The organism is Acuticoccus mangrovi (assembly GCF_016411865.1).
GTDB lineage: Bacteria > Pseudomonadota > Alphaproteobacteria > Rhizobiales > Amorphaceae > Acuticoccus > Acuticoccus mangrovi.
Genome location: NZ_JAEKJA010000013.1, coordinates 120,598 through 135,742 on the forward strand (window position 1 = coordinate 120,598; position 15,145 = coordinate 135,742).

General features: G+C 71.0%; 12 protein-coding genes. 6 read left to right on the top strand and 6 right to left on the bottom strand.

Annotated elements, in window-relative coordinates; all coding sequences use genetic code 11:
* The first annotated feature begins 138 nt into the window (after positions 1-138).
* Together metK and JCR33_RS25535 are read left to right on the top strand one after the other, a co-directional pair.
* A complete protein-coding gene (gene metK / locus JCR33_RS16145) occupies positions 139-1,308 on the top strand; it encodes a methionine adenosyltransferase (RefSeq protein WP_198883141.1) in 1,170 nt (389 codons plus the stop codon).
* 109 nt (positions 1,309-1,417) lie between these two features.
* Positions 1,418-2,434, top strand: a complete 1,017-nt coding sequence (locus tag JCR33_RS25535) for a GNAT family N-acetyltransferase (RefSeq protein ID WP_332461210.1) — start codon at positions 1,418-1,420, stop codon at positions 2,432-2,434.
* A gap of 9 nt (positions 2,435-2,443) precedes the next feature.
* Here JCR33_RS25535 and JCR33_RS16155 read toward each other — a convergent pair whose 3' ends face one another.
* The gene (locus JCR33_RS16155; RefSeq protein WP_198883142.1) at positions 2,444-2,995 is read right to left on the bottom strand and encodes a DUF1697 domain-containing protein; all 552 of its coding nucleotides are present in this window, start codon (positions 2,993-2,995) and stop codon (positions 2,444-2,446) included.
* Positions 2,996-3,040: 45 nt separating this feature from the next.
* Entirely contained in the window at positions 3,041-5,452 is a 2,412-nt protein-coding gene (locus JCR33_RS16160) for an NADP-dependent malic enzyme (RefSeq protein WP_198883143.1), read from the bottom strand.
* An 18-nt stretch (positions 5,453-5,470) separates the two neighbouring features.
* On the opposite strand from JCR33_RS16160, the gene mutS reads away from it, so the two are divergent.
* The 4 genes from mutS to JCR33_RS16180 all read left to right on the top strand — a co-directional run bounded on the left by mutS (position 5,471) and on the right by JCR33_RS16180 (position 10,428).
* On the top strand, positions 5,471-8,182 hold the full coding sequence (mutS, locus tag JCR33_RS16165) for a DNA mismatch repair protein MutS (protein WP_211110347.1): 2,712 nt from the start codon (positions 5,471-5,473) through the stop codon (positions 8,180-8,182).
* Positions 8,182-8,490 (top strand): DUF1330 domain-containing protein, encoded by a 309-nt coding sequence (locus JCR33_RS16170; RefSeq protein ID WP_198883144.1) that lies wholly within the window; start codon positions 8,182-8,184, stop codon positions 8,488-8,490. Before mutS ends, JCR33_RS16170 begins: the two co-directional genes overlap by 1 nt.
* Positions 8,490-9,287 (top strand): 4-hydroxy-tetrahydrodipicolinate reductase, encoded by a 798-nt coding sequence (dapB, locus tag JCR33_RS16175; RefSeq protein ID WP_211110352.1) that lies wholly within the window; start codon positions 8,490-8,492, stop codon positions 9,285-9,287. The genes JCR33_RS16170 and dapB overlap by 1 nt, the downstream gene beginning before the upstream one ends.
* A gap of 79 nt (positions 9,288-9,366) precedes the next feature.
* Entirely contained in the window at positions 9,367-10,428 is a 1,062-nt protein-coding gene (locus tag JCR33_RS16180) for an ABC transporter ATP-binding protein (RefSeq protein ID WP_332461212.1), read from the top strand.
* 4 nt (positions 10,429-10,432) lie between these two features.
* On the opposite strand, the gene JCR33_RS16185 is transcribed toward JCR33_RS16180, so the two are convergent.
* The 4 genes from JCR33_RS16185 to JCR33_RS16200 form a co-directional block, all read right to left on the bottom strand.
* Positions 10,433-11,413, bottom strand: a complete 981-nt coding sequence (locus tag JCR33_RS16185) for an alginate O-acetyltransferase AlgX-related protein (RefSeq protein ID WP_198883146.1) — start codon at positions 11,411-11,413, stop codon at positions 10,433-10,435.
* A 54-nt stretch (positions 11,414-11,467) separates the two neighbouring features.
* Entirely contained in the window at positions 11,468-13,099 is a 1,632-nt protein-coding gene (locus JCR33_RS16190; RefSeq protein WP_332461213.1) for an ABC transporter permease, read from the bottom strand.
* A gap of 76 nt (positions 13,100-13,175) precedes the next feature.
* Entirely contained in the window at positions 13,176-14,147 is a 972-nt protein-coding gene (locus tag JCR33_RS16195) for an ABC transporter substrate-binding protein (protein WP_198883147.1), read from the bottom strand.
* A gap of 56 nt (positions 14,148-14,203) precedes the next feature.
* Entirely contained in the window at positions 14,204-15,097 is an 894-nt protein-coding gene (locus JCR33_RS16200) for a lysophospholipid acyltransferase family protein (protein WP_198883148.1), read from the bottom strand.
* Between the last annotated feature and the right edge of the window lie 48 nt (positions 15,098-15,145).

Below are 15,145 nucleotides of genomic sequence, written 5' to 3' on the forward strand. Positions count from 1 at the left end.
CGCTTTTGGTTGAAGAGTGAGCCGTCCGGTCCCTACTGCGAGGAGCCGGGCGTGTGAGTTAGATCGGGGCTGCGGTCAGCCCCGCAACCACCCATCTGGCGGCGTTGACCGGTCCGCCCTGCCAAGAAAGTTAGCAATTTGGCCCGGCAATCCTACCTTTTCTCCAGCGAATCCGTTTCCGAAGGTCACCCCGACAAGGTGTGCGATCGCATTTCCGATGCGGTCGTCGATGCGTTCCTCACCGAGATGCCCGAAGCGCGTGTCGCCTGCGAGACTCTCGCGACCACGAACCGCGTTGTGATCGCCGGCGAGACCCGTGGGCCGGATTCGATCACCCCGGAGAAAATCGAGGCGATTGCCCGCGATTGCATCCGTGACATCGGCTACGAGCAGGACGGCTTCCACTGGCAGACGGCGGACGTGTCGATCTACCTGCACGCCCAGTCCGCCCACATTGCCCAGGGCGTCGACGCCGCCGGCAACAAGGACGAGGGTGCCGGCGACCAGGGCATCATGTTCGGCTATGCCTGCCGCGAGACCCCGGTGCTGATGCCCGCGCCGATCCACTACAGCCACGAAATCCTGAAGACGCTCGCGAAGGCCCGCAAGAGCGGCGCTGAACCGACCCTCGGTCCGGACGCCAAGAGCCAGGTCACGCTGCGCTACGAGAACCGCATGCCGGTCGCCTGCAGCTCCATCGTGCTGTCGACCCAGCATCTCGACGAGGCGATGACCTCCGACGACGTGCGCGCGGTAGTGGAGCCCTATATCCGCGAGGTCATGCCGGCGGACTGGATCTCCGAGGACACCGTCTGGTACGTCAACCCCACCGGCAAGTTCGTGATCGGCGGCCCAGACGGGGACTGCGGCCTCACCGGTCGTAAGATCATCGTCGACACCTACGGCGGTGCGGCGCCCCACGGCGGCGGCGCCTTCTCCGGCAAGGATCCCACGAAGGTGGACCGCTCGGCGGCCTACGCCGGACGCTACCTCGCCAAGAACGTGGTGGCGGCCGACCTCGCCGAGCGCTGCACCATCCAGCTCGCCTACGCCATCGGCGTGTCGCAGCCGCTGTCCGTCTACGTGGACACCCACGGCACCGGCAAGATCGACGACGAGGCCATCGAGACCGCGATCCGCAAGGCGATGGACTTGTCGCCGCGCGGCATTCGCGAGAAGCTGGAACTCAACAAGCCCATCTACCAGCGTACCGCCGCCTACGGGCACTTCGGCCGCGAGCCGGACGCCGACGGTGGCTTCTCGTGGGAGAAGACCGATCTCGCCGAGGAACTTTCGCGGCTCGCCTGACGCCGTCGCGATCCGGGAGGCCCGCGCGGCGGACCTCCCGGCCTGCGCCGCCATCATCGAGGCGGCCTTCTCCGTCTACATCCCGCTCATCGGTCGCCGACCGATGCCGATGGACCTGGACCTCGCCGCGGCCCTGCGGTCGCGGCGCGTCCTCGTCGCAAGCGATGCCGCGAGCGAGGGCGGTGGCGTCGTCGGCGTCATCGTGTTCGACCTCGAGGGCGAGGCGCCGGCGCTGATCGATACCGTCGCCGTCGCGCCGGATCGCCAGGGCAGGGGCATCGGACCGCGCCTGATCGAGGCCGCCGAGACGGAGATCCGCGCCGCCGGCGCCGGCCGCGTGACGCTCTACACCAACGTCAAGATGGCGGCGAACCTCGCCCTCTATCCGCGCCTCGGCTATCGCGAGACCGGGCGCGTGACGGGCGACGGCTTCCGCCGCGTCAACTTCGAGAAGACGCTCGCGCCGCGCATCGCGCTGAAGGCGCCGGTCGACGGCCTCTATGGCCGTCGCCGCGTGCACGGCCACACCATCGACCCCACCTACGATCGCTACGCGCTCGATCTCGAGGCCCCCGCGGCGCCGCTCGTGCGCCACTTCGAGGTCCCGGTCGGGGCCGTGCGCCTCGAGGTCGGCTTCGGCGGCGGCGAGCACCTCGTCCACCACGCCCGCAGCGCTCCCGATGTCGGGCTCATCGGGGTGGAGCCGTTCGAAAGCGGCATGATGCGCGCGGTGCGCGATGTCGCCGCCGAAGGCCTCGCGAACGTGCGCCTCTATCTGGGCGACGCGCGGCGCGTCCTGGAGTGGCTGCCCGACGGTGCGCTCGACCGGGTCGACATCCTCTATCCCGACCCCTGGCACAAGAAGAAGCATTGGAAGCGCCGCTTCGTCTCCGTCGACGGGCTCGACCGGCTCGCCCGCGTGCTGGCGCCGGGCGGAGTGGTGCGGTTCGCCTCCGACATCCCCTCCTACGTCGCCTGGACCCGCGCCCACGCGGCGGCTCATCCCGCGTTCGCGATGGGCGAGGACAGCGCGACGCCGTGGGAGGGCTGGCCCGGGACGCGCTACGAGGCGAAGGCGTTCCGCGAAGGCCGCACGCCGCGCTATCTCACGCTGGTACGTGCGTAGCCGTCGGCCCTACGGCGAGGGCGCGGAGTGGCGTGCCGCGGCCTCGGCGATGAGCAGGGCCGTGTTCCAGTTGCGCTGGGTGCCGCGCACGCCGAGGCGGCGCTCGATGAGAGCGGTGGTGAGGCGGGACCGGCCGATGCCGTCGGGATAGACGACGAAGAGCATGTCGCCGACGGCGGCGACCCTTTCGGAGCCGATCTCCTGCAGCGCGTCCACCGCGTCGGCGGGCGGCACCGCCGTCAGCGGCATGACGACGAGGCGCGCCGGCATGTCGCGCGCCGCCTCGGGAAAGGGAAGCGCGCGGAGCGTCTCGGCCCAGTGCGCCGCCGTGCGCACCAGAACCGTGGTGTCGAGGCCGAAGCGGTCGGCGAGGGCGGCCTCGACACGCGCTTCGAGGCCGGCGAGGTCGACGGCGCGGAACACGGCGTTGCCGGTCTGCGCCACCGTCTCGACGGCTTCGAGGCCGAGGGCCGTGAGGGCTCGGCGGAAGTCCGCCATGGCGAGGCGGCCCTTGCCCGCGACGTTCACCGCCCTCAGGAAGGCGATGGCCGCCGTGCTCATGGGCAGGGCGCCGGCGAGGCGAGAGAGGACCCCGCCGGCATCGCCTCAGTTCACGCCGAAGCTGGCGATCGCCGCCATGTTGACGATGTCGGTGTCGCGCGCGCCCATCGGCACGATCTGCACCGCCTTGTCGAGGCCGACGAGGATCGGCCCGAGCACCGTCGAGCCGCCGAGCTCCTGCAGCATCTTGGTGGAGATCGAGGCCGAATCGAGACCCGGCATCAACAGGACGTTCGCCGGGCCAGACAGGCGGCAGAAGGGGTAGGCCGCCATCAGGCCGGGGTTGAGGGCGACGTCGGCCGCCATCTCGCCGTCGAACTCGAAGTCCACCCGGCGCTTGCCGAGGAGCGACACCGCTTCCTCCACCCGCGCCGCCCGCTCGCCCGGCGGGTTGCCGAAGTTGGCGTAGGCGAGCATTGCGACGCGCGGCTCGTAGCCGAGCCGGCGGGCGACCCGTGCCGCCTCCTCGGCGATGTCGGCAAGGTCGGTCGCAGACGGGCCGTCGTGCACCGCCGTGTCCGCCACGAGCACGGCGCGGCCGCGGGCGAGCACCAGCGACACGCCGATGATCTTGTGGCCCGGCTTGGCGGGGATCACCTGGCGCACGGCCGAGAGCGCGACCGAATAGTTTCGCGTCACCCCCGTCACCATGGCGTCGGCGTCGCCGGAGGCCACCATGGTCGCGCCGAAATAGTTGCGGTCCTGGTTGATCATCCGCTGGCAGTCGCGGAAGAGGTGGCCCTTGCGCTGCAACTTCGAATAGAGGAACTGCGCATATTCGTTGTTGCGGTTCGACAGGCGCGCGTTGGCGATCTCGAGCCCCGGCCGGATCTCGATGCCGGCCTGGAAGGCCTGCTCGCGCACGATGTCCTCGCGCCCGATCAGGATCGCGGTGCCGAGCTCCTGGTTGACGAAGGAGGCGGCGGCGCGGATCACCGCTTCCTCCTCGCCCTCGGCGAACACCACGCGCTTGGGCGCCTGGCGCACCTTCGTGAAGATGCGGCTCAGCGAGCCGGCCACCGGGTCGCGCCGGGCCGACAGCTCCTCGGCGTAGCGGGCCATGTCGACGATCGGGCGACGGGCGACGCCGGTCTTCATCGCCGCCTTCGCCACCGCCGGGGGAATGGTGGAGATCAGCCGCGGGTCGAACGGCACCGGGATGATGTATTCCTTGCCGAAGCGCGGGCGCTGGCCCTGATAGGCGACGGCGACGTCGTCCGGCACGTCCTCCCGGGCGAGGGCGGCGAGGGCCTCGGCGGCCGCGACCTTCATGTCTTCGTTGATCGCCGTCGCCCGCACGTCGAGCGCGCCGCGGAAGATGTAGGGAAAGCCGAGGACGTTGTTGACCTGGTTCGGATAGTCCGACCGGCCGGTGGCGACGATGGCGTCGTCGCGGATCTCGGCGACCTCCTCGGGCGTCACCTCCGGATCGGGGTTCGCCATCGCGAAGATGATCGGGTTGGGCGCCATCGCGCGGACCATCTCGCGCGTCACCGCCCCCTTCACCGAGACGCCCAGGAAAACGTCCGCCCCCTCCATCGCCTCGGCGAGGGAGCGCGCGTCGGTCTCGGCCGCGTGGGCCGACTTCCACTGGTTCATGCCCTCTTCGCGGCCGGCGTAGATGGGGCCCTTGGTGTCGCACAGGATCACGTTGTTGTGCGGCACGCCCATCGCCTTCACGAGCTCGACGCAGGCGATGCCCGCCGCGCCCGCGCCGTTGCAGACGATCTTCATGGTCTTGAGATCGCGGCCGGTGAGGTGGGCGGAGTTGATGAGCCCGGCGGCGGCGATGATCGCGGTGCCGTGCTGGTCGTCATGGAACACCGGAATGTCCATGAGCTCGCGCAGCTGGCTCTCGATGAGGAAGCACTCCGGCGCCTTGATGTCCTCGAGATTGATGCCGCCGAAGGAGGGGCCGAGATAGCGCACCGAGTTGATGAAGGCGTCGACGTCCTGGGTGTCGACCTCGATGTCGATGCCGTCGATGTCGGCGAAGCGCTTGAAGAGGACGGCCTTGCCTTCCATCACGGGCTTCGAGGCGAGGGCGCCGAGATTGCCGAGGCCGAGGATCGCCGAGCCGTTGGAGATCACGGCGACCACGTTGCCGCGCGTCGTATAGTCGAAGGCGCGATCCTCGTTCTCGGCGATGGCGAGGACGGGCACGGCCACGCCGGGTGAATAGGCGAGCGACAGATCGCGCTGCGTCGCCATCGGCTTGGTGGGGGTGACCTCCAGTTTGCCGGGGCGGCCGCGCTGGTGGAATTCCAGCGCCTCGGCATCGGTGATCCTTGTGCGTGTGCGCCGGTTCGTCTCCGCGTCCACGGCGTCCTCCTTAAAGTGTCTTTGATTGGAAGAGGTACGATGTTTCGCGCCCGCCCGTCCATATCGACAGCGGGCTGTGAAGTGTCGCGCTCGCCGGCTTGAACGGTCGTCCACCCCCCGGCACGGTGTCGGCATGGAGCGAGGGGGACGCCGATGGAGGCGATGAGCGAGCGCAGGGAGGACCCGATCGAGGCGCGTGAGCCCGACGACGCGGGGATCGTCTCGGCCGCGGCGGCCGGCGTCACCCCGATGATGGCGCAATATCTCGCCATCAAGGCGGCCTATCCGGAGGGGCTGCTTTTCTACCGCATGGGCGACTTCTACGAGATGTTCTTCGACGACGCCCACCTCGCGGCGCGGGCGCTGTCGATCCACTGCACCACGCGGGGCACCCATCTCGGCGAGCCCATCCCGATGGCGGGCGTGCCGGTCCACGCCGCCGAGGAGCATCTGGCGCGGCTGATCGCGCAGAACATCCGCGTCGTCATCGCCGAGCAGACCGAGGATCCGGCCGAGGCGAAGAAGCGCGGCGCGAAGTCGGTGGTGGCGCGCGAAGTGGTGCGCGTGGTGACGCCGGGCACGATCACCGAGGAGCGGCTTCTCGACCCTTCCCGCGCCGCCCTCCTCGTGACGATCGCCGGCGGCAAGGGTGGCTACGGGATCGCCGCCGCCGACGTCGCGTCGGGCCGCTTCCAGCTTCTCGCGACGAGCGAGGAGGGGCTTTCCGCCGAGCTCGCCCGGCTCGATCCGGTGGAGCTGATCGCCCCGGACGGCCTGACGCTCCCCCATCTGCCGCCGCGGGTGACGGTGACGCGTCGCCCCCCCTCGATGTTCCGCACCTCCGAGGCCTCGGCCCGGCTCGCCGAGGCCTTCGGCGTCGCCGATCTCGCCGCGTTCGGCGCCTTCTCGGAGGTGGAGGCCGCCGCGGGTCTCGCGCTGGTGCTCTATCTGCAGGAGACGCAGATCGAGAGCGCCCCGCCGCTCGATCCGCCGCGCAAGGACGCGCCCGGCGACGTGATGGTGATCGACGCTGCGACGCGGGCGAGCCTGGAGCTCACCCGCGCCTCCCGTGCGGACGGGCCGACGCTGCTCTCGGCGATCGACCGCACGGTGTCGGGCATCGGCGCGCAACGCCTCGCCGAGCGGATCGCGAGCCCGTCGACGCGGGTTGAGACGATCGCCGCGCGCCACGACGCGGTGGCCGTCTTCATCGCCGACCCCGAGGCGCGCGCCGGGGTGAGGCGGGCGCTGAAGGGCGTCAGCGACGCGATGCGGGCGGTGGGGCGCCTTGCCGCGGGGCGGGGCCAGCCGCGCGACGCGCTCGCGGTGTGCCGGGCGTTGGAGGCGGCGGCGACCGCGGCCGCGGCGCTTCCCGCCGAGCGGCCAGCGCTCGTCGCGGCGATGGGTGAGCGGCTCGCCGAGGCGCCGGGCGAGCTCGGAGCGCGCCTTGCCGCGACGCTCGACGAGCGCGCCGCCTCGGCCAACGCCACCGACGGATATGTCGCCGAGGGGGTCGACGCCGCGCTCGACGAGGCGCGCGTCCTCCAGAACGAGAGCCGCCGCTTCGTCGCCGCGCTCCAGGCGGACTACCAGCAGGCGACGGGCGTTCGCGCGCTGAAGATCAAGCACAACGCGGTGCTCGGCTGGTTCGTGGAGGTGCCGGCGGGGCACGCCGACACGCTGCACGGGATCGACGACTTCAGCCATCGCCAAAGCCTTGCGAGCGCGGTGCGCTTCACCACCGACACGCTGCGCGATCTGGAAAGCCGCATCCTCGCCGCCTCCGACGACGCCCGCTCGCGCGAGCAGGCGATCTTCGCCGCCCTCGTCGCCGACATCGTGGCGGCGCGGCCGTGGATCGCCGCCGTCGCCGACAAGATGGCCGAGCTCGACGTCACCGCCGCCCTCGCCGAGATCGCCGTCGCCGCCCGCTGGACGCGCCCGGTGGTGGAGGAGGGGCTCGCCTTCGAGGTGGCGGCGGGGCGCCATCCGGTGGTGGAGGCGGCGCTCGCCGACGCCTCCCGCTTCGTGCCCAACGACTGCGATCTGACGCCGGCCGAGGGCGATGCGAAGGCCCGCGCGACGATCCTCACCGGCCCCAACATGGGCGGCAAGTCCACCTATCTGCGCCAGAACGCGCTGATCGCGATCCTCGCCCAGGCGGGCGCGTACGTGCCGGCCGCGCGGGCGCGGATCGGGGTGGTCGACCGGCTCTTCTCGCGCATCGGCGCTTCCGACGACCTCGCCGCCGGCCGCTCCACCTTCATGGTGGAGATGGTCGAGCTCGCCGCGATCCTGAATCAGGCCGGGCCGGGGGCGCTCGTGATCCTCGACGAGATCGGCCGCGGCACCGCCACCTTCGACGGCCTCTCCATCGCGTGGGCGGCGCTGGAGCGGCTCAACGAGATCGGCTGCCGCACCCTCTTTGCGACGCACTATCACGAGCTCACGGCGCTCGCCGACCGCCGCCCCCGCATCGCCAACGCGACGATGCGGGTGAAGGAGTGGCGCGGCGACATCGTGTTCCTGCATCAGGTGGAGCCGGGGGCGGCGGACCGCTCCTACGGCGTGCAGGTCGCCCGCCTCGCCGGGCTGCCGGCGGCGGTGGTGCGGCGGGCGCGCGACGTGCTCGCCCGCCTCGAGGAGAGCGACCGCGGGGCCGCCCGCGCCGCGCTGATGGCCGACCTGCCGCTGTTCGCCGCCACCGTCGCCCCGGCGGAGCCCGCGCCGGCGACGCCCCATTGCGCCTCGCGCCTCGTCGAAGCTCTGGACGGACTGGACCCCGACGCCCTATCCCCTCGTGAAGCGCTCGAAGCGCTCTACGAACTCAAGGCGGCGCGTGCCGTGGATCAGGGAGAAGGCTGATGCCCAAGGGGTACTGGATGGCCCACGTCGATGTGGCCGACGATGAAGGCTACAAGGAATATGTCGCGATGAACGCCGAGCCGATCGCGGCCCATGGCGGCCGCTTTCTGGTGCGCGGCGGTCAGTTCACCCCCATCGAGGGCACCAAGCGCTCGCGCAACGTGATCATCGAGTTCCCGTCCTATCAGGCGGCGCTCGACTGCATGAACTCCGACGGCTACCAGGCCGCCCTCGCCGTACGCCGCAAGTACTCGACGGCCGACATCATCGTGATCGAGGGCTACGACGGCCCGCAGCCGGGCGAATGATGCGCGTCGGTGTGGTCGGCGCCGCGGGGCGCATGGGGCGGGCCGTGGTGCGCGCCGTGAGCGAGGACGACGGGGCGAGGCTCGCGGTCGCGACCGAGCGCCCGGGTGCTGCTGATCTCGGGGCGGATGTCGGCACGCTCGCCGGCCTCGGCCCCAACGGCGTGATGGTTGGCGACGATCCCGCCGCCTTCGCCGCGTGCGACGTGGTGCTCGACTTCACCGCGCCGGCGACGAGTGTCGCGCTCGCGGCGGCGCTCGCCGAGCTCGGCACGGCCCACGTGATCGGCACCACCGGCTTCTCGGCCGAGCAGGACGTGGCGATCGCCGGGTCGGCGCAGAAGATCGCCATCGTGAAGTCTGGCAACATGTCGCTCGGCCTCAACCTCCTCGCGGCGCTGGTGCGGCGGGCGACGAGGGCCTTGCCGGACGCCGACATCGAGGTGCTGGAGATGCATCACCGCCGCAAGGTGGACGCCCCGTCCGGCACGGCGCTGATGCTCGGCGAGGCGGCGGCGGCCGGGCGCGACATCGCGCTGCGCGAGAACGCCGTGTTCGTGCGCGAGGGGCAGACGGGTCCGCGCGAGGCCGGCACCATCGGCTTCGCCACGCTGCGCGGCGGCACGGTGATCGGCGAGCACGAGGTCATCCTGGCGCTCGATTCGGAGCGCGTGCGGCTCGGCCACATCGCGGAGGACCGCACGGTGTTCGCCCGCGGCGCCATCAAGGCCGGGCACTGGGTGATCGGCCGCCCGCCGGGCCTCTACAAGATGACCGACGTGCTCGGCCTGGAGGACTAGGCGAGAAGACGGTTGGGCGGTGGCGAAGGCGGCCGCCCTATGCTTTGTGGCGCCTGCACCCATTGCAGGAGCCGCCGCCGTGAACGCCATTCTCCGCCCCGTCACCACCGCCGGGATCGCTCTCGACAGGCTGACGAAGCGATTTGGCCGGACCACCGCGGTGAACGAGGTCACGCTGACCATCGAGGCCGGCGAATTCTTCGTGGTTCTCGGCCCCTCCGGCTGCGGCAAGAGCACCCTGCTGCGGCTCATCGCGGGGCTCGAGGAGGCCGACGAGGGCACCATCAGCCTCTCCGGCGAAGGGGTGTCTGGCCCGGGCCGCCACGTGCCGCCGGAGGCGCGCAGCGTCGCGGTGGTGTTCCAGTCCTACGCCCTGTGGCCGCACATGAGCGTGCGGGAGAATGTCGCCTTTCCCGTCGCCTCGGCGCGGCTGCCGCGGTCCGAGGCGGCCGAGATCGTGGAAGGCGCGCTCGAGGCCGTGGCGCTCACCCCCTTCGCGACGCGCAAGCCCGCGGCCCTCTCGGGTGGCCAGCAGCAGCGCGTGGCGCTCGCCCGCTGCCTCGCCTCGCGGGCGAGGACGGTGCTGATGGACGAGCCGCTCGCGAACCTCGACCCGCATCTGCGCTACCAGATGGAGGCCGAGCTCGCCCGCGTGCACGCCGCGTCCGGGGCCACCACGCTCTACATCACCCACGACCAGCGCGAGGCGATGGCGCTCGCCTCCCGCATCGCCGTGATGGACGGCGGCCGCATCCTCCAGGTCGACACCCCGCGCGCCCTCTACGAGCGGCCGATGTCGGAGACCGTCGCCCGCTTCATCGGCCGCGGCGCGATGATCGACGGGGCCGTGAAGGAGATCGCGGGCGGGCGGGCGGCCGTGGCCGTCGCCGGGGAAGTGGTGATCGCGGCCGCGGCGCCCGGGGTGACGGCCGGAGCGGGACGGCTCTTCGTGCGCCCGCACCAGGTGGTGCTCGGCGAGGGGCCGTTCGAGGGGCGCGTGGAGCGCGTCACCTACCGCGGCGGCCTCTTCGAGGTTTCGCTGACGGCGCCGGGCATCGGCCCGGTGGAGGCGGAGTCGCGCGTCCCCCCCGGGGCCGCCCTCGTGCGCTTCGGCATCGCCGACGGATGGGTGATGGCCTGAAGCCTCAGCCCTCGACGGTTGCCGCCCAGGCGGCGTAGCGCGCGGGCTCGTCGACGAAGGCGAGCGTTGCTTCGAGCGCCGCGGTGAAGGCGGGGTCGGGGCGGTAGTCGTCGCTGTCGGCGAGGGCGTCGAGGATCCCCGTCGCGCCCAGGTCGTCATCGGCGTCGACGGCGGCGAGGTAGCGCTCGGCGGTGGCGGTGAGGACGAAGTCGGGTCCGAAGCGTTCGGCGATGCCGGCGTCGAAGTGGGCGCTGCGCACGTAGAGAATGTCGCGGAAGGCGGGGGCGAAGAAGAGCAGCGCGGCGCGCACGAAGCTGTCGCCGAACACCAGAAGGCGCCGGTCGCTCCGGGCGTTCGCGGTGTGGATGATGGCGATGTTGTTGGTGTTGCCCGGCAGATCGTCGCGATTGTCGAAGATGGTGGCGCGCAGCCGATAGGGGGTCATCACCGTGATGCGCTCCGGTGTGGTCTCGCCGACGAGCTTCTGCAGGTCGCCGAGGAAGGGCACGGTGCGGAACGCGAAGTCATCCTCGATCGATGGCGGCGAGACGCCGAGGCGGCGCAGGATCTCCCGCGCCACGATGGCGGACGATCCGTCCGTCATATGGGTGTCGCCCTTGTGGAAGACCGGCACGATCCGCCCTCGCGCCTGCAGCAGCGCGTCCGGATAGAACACCCGGCTGTCCCCACGATCGTAGCGGCGGCGAAAGAGGCTCTGGACCTCGCCGGCGACCTCGTCGGGCAGCTGCTCGTGCATGATCACGGGCTTTGAGGGGAAGACCACGTGGAGATAGGGCCACCCGGCGCGGGCGCACCGGTCGGCGCGCCGTGCGATGTTGGCGTGGAAGTTTCCCACCGAGGCGGCGGAGGGCGTGCGCGCCGCGGTCAGATAGTCGAGCTGGCGATGCTCGCCGGAGTTCAGGAACAGCCAGCCATCCTTGCCCCGCAGCACCTTGTGTGGTGCGGGTGCCACGTCGATCGCCATTCCACCGCCTCCCGTCGGCCAACTCTAGCTCGCCGCTCGAGCGGCGGCGAGGGCTCAATCGCGCCAGGGAACCGTGCCCGGCGGAAGATGTCGACCCATGCGGTCTAAAATCAACATCAGCACCACCGTGGCGGCGACGGTCACCGCGCTCATGGCGGCGGCGAGGGTGGTGTAGCCGCCGTCCTCGTAGTTGAAGATGGTGGTGCCGATGGTCTCGTTGCCGGCGGACCAGAGGAGGGCAGACACGGTGATTTCGTTGTAGGCGGTGAGGAAGACGAGGATCGCGCCCGAGGCGGCGGCCGGGGCGACGAGCGGGGCGAAGATGTGCAGCATGCGCCGGCCGTAGCCCGCGCCGGCGATGCGGGCGGCGTCGTCGAGGGCCGGGTCGAGCTGGGCGAAGGCGGCGGAGACGGGCTTCAGCGCGATGGCGAGGAAGGCGGTGACGTAGGCGAGGGCGATGATGAGGAGCGTGTTGTAGAGCGATACGCCGACGACGGGCAGCGGCCGGATGAAGGCGACGATGAAGGCGATCGAGAGGACGATGCCCGGCACGGCGTAGGTGACGTCGCCGAGGAGGGCGAGGCCGCCCCCGATCGAGCGGCGGACGGGGCCGCGTCCCCCCGCCGCGTGGCTCGCGACCACGGCGAGCCCGGCAAGGAGCAGCGCCGCCGTCCCCGCCGCGATCGAGGAGTTGAGGAAGGCGCGCGCCGTCACCTCCTGGCGCACGAGGATCTCGGCGAAGTTGTCGAAGGTGATGGTCGCCAGGGTGAGGGGGAGGCCGTAGGTCCTCACGAGGGCGGTCGCGAGGAGCGAGGCGAGCGGCAGCGCGAGCACGGCGGCGATGAAGCCCCAGAGGGCAAGCTCCACCACCCACCGGCCACGCCCGAGGCGGATCGCGAGCGGCGGTCGCGGCGGGCCGGTGAGCGCGGTCCGCCCGAGACGCTGCAGCAGTGAGAGCACCGTCACGGCGGCGACCGCGACCACCGCCATGATCATCGCGATGACGGCGACCTTCGGCAGCATTCCCACCCCGAAGCTCGCCATGCGCTGCCAGATGAGGACGGGGAGGGTGACGTAGCGCGCCGGCAGGCCGAGGAGAGCGGCGATGCCGAAATTGCCGAGCGCGGCCACGAAGGCGAGGCCGAAGCCGGCGAGGAGGGCGGGGGCGAGAAGCGGCAGGACGATGCGCCGGAGCACCCGCGTCGCCGAGGCGCCGGCGATGCGCGCGGCGTCCGTGAGCTCGCGCGGCTGCGCCCGCAACGCCGCCCGCACCACGAGGAAGACGAGCGGCGTGTGCTGCAGGGCGAGCACCAGGATCACCCCCTCGCGGGAATAGAGCGGATGGGTGCTGCCGAGCTCGGGGGCGAGGCCGAGGCTGCGCAGGAGCGGGCTCGATGGGCCGAGCGCCTGGATCCATGAGATCGCCGTCACGTGCGGCGGGATCATCATCGGCAACAGGATGAGGAAGACGACGAGGCCCTTGGCCCGCACGTCGGTGAAGCCGACGACGAGGGCGAGGAGGGTGCCGACGAGCGTCGCCGCGAGCGCCGAGCAGAATGCCGAATCGAGGCTGTTGCGGACGGCGGCGTAGGTCGCGCGGCTGTGGAGCGCCTCGGTGAGGGGCCCGAGCGACAGCGCGCCGTCGGGGGCGAGGCCGATCGCGAAGAGACGCGCGAGCGGCAGCACGTAGAGCGCTGCGGCGATGAGGAGGAGGGCGGCGAGGGCGATCGCCTCGCCGCCCGGTCTGACGGAGGTCCGAATGTCAGCCGCCGAAGATCTCTTGGAAGCGCATCTTCATCTCGGTGTCCTCGGCGAGCGCCTTGGCGGGGTCGAAGGACATCAGCTTGATCTCGGAGCGCGGCGGGAAGCCGGCGGGCGGCGCGACGTCGGGATGGGCCGGCAGATAGCCCTGCGACACGGCGAGCTCCTGGCCCTTCTTGGAGATCAGGAAGTCGACGAACGCCTTGGCCGCTTCGGGGTTCTTGGCGGTGGAGAGGATCGCCACCGGCTCGGTCACGTAGGAGACGCCCTCCGGCGGGAACACGAAGGCGACCGGTGCGCCGTCCTCGGCGCTGCGGATGGCGAGGAAGTCGACGACGAAGCCGTAGAGCTTCTCCCCGCCGGCGACCGCCTTGTAGACGCCGCCGTTGCCGCCTTGGGCGAGGGTGCCCTGGTCGGCGAGGCCTTCGTAGAACTCCCAGCCGAGCTTCGGGTCGCCGGTCAAGGTCGCCATGGTGATGGTGGCGGCGCCGGAGGTCAGCGGCGAGGGGATCGCGATCTTGCCGGTCGCCTCGGGCTTCAGGAGGTCGGTGTAGGTGGTGGGCTTCATCGGCGCGCCGGTGTTGTAGACGATGCCGGTGGTGATGAGCTTGGTGGAGAAATAGTACCCTTCCGGGTCCATCAGGCCAGCTTCGTAGGCGCTGGTGTCGGCCTCCGGATAGGCCATCAGGCGGCCCTCGGCCTCGAGACCCTCCATCGTCACCGTGTCGGCGATCAGCAGCACGTCGGGCTGCGGGCTCCCGGCGGCGAACTCGCCCTCGAGCTTGGCCATCACCTTGGTGGTGCCGTCGCGGAAGAACTCGACCTCCACGCCGGGATAGGCGGCCATGAAGCCGTCGATGGTCGCCTGGGCATCGGCGTTGGGCTGCGAGGTGTAGAGCATCAGCTTGCCCGACGGTTCGGCAAGGGCGGCGCCGGCGAAGAGGGTCGCGGCGACGATCAGAGCGATGCGCATGGCGGTCTCCTTTGTGAAGGTTGGCCGCTATCTGCAACGCTTGTGTGACAGAGGGATTACGGCTGCCCTTCCAGGGTCAGTCTGTTCAGCATGTACCATTGATCGAGGTTGGCGCGCACGAAGGGCTCGTAGAGCTCGTTGAGGCGGACGGCGCCAGCCTCTACCGGATCGCCGCCGAGGGTGGTGATGTCCACCGGTGGGTGAACGACCAACTCGTGCTGGGTGCCGCCAAGGCGGCGCGCGGTGACGGGCACGACGAGCGCGCCGCGCCGCACGGCGAGCTTCAGAGCGAAGCTGAGATTGCAGCGGACCGGGGCCGGGCGACCAAAGAGGGGGAACTTGACGGTTCCCTCGGAGATCTCGTCGATGAAGAAGATCAGGGACTGGCCAGGGACGGCGAGGTAGCGACTGAGGGTGCGGACGAGGTTGGGGCTTGGCGGCAGCGCCTTATAGCCCGAGCGCCGGCGCGCTTGGGCTATAAGGCGGTTGTCCCACCGGTTGCTCTGCGGCTGCCAAGGGCCGATGCAGTGGGCCCAGATTTGTCGTGACCCGACGAGGGGGACGACCTCCCAGTTGCCCACATGCACGGCGGTCATGATGACCGGCCGGCCCGTGGCCTTCGCCGCTGCGATGTTTTCGAGGCCGAGAACCCTCGATTTGGATGGCGAGGCGAGGCGGTGGAGAGCCGGCAACTCGCCCATAGTGCGCCCGGCGTTCACGTACCACCGCGCCAAAAAGGTATCGTCGGCCAGATGCGGGGCAATCCGGCGCAGGGTCCGCGTCATCTGTGCTGCATAGGGACGGTCGTGGTGCCGGCGCAGCGCGACGGGGGCGCACACACGGCCGCCGATCAACGATCCGGTCTCGGCAGGGAGCCGACGCAGAAGCTCGGACACGGCGAGGCGAGTGCCGTCGATGGTCTCGCGATAGAGGCGGCGGCGGATCGCCACTCCGTCGCCTTCCCGCAAGAGGGTGCGGAAGGGCTTGCGCTTCGGCCA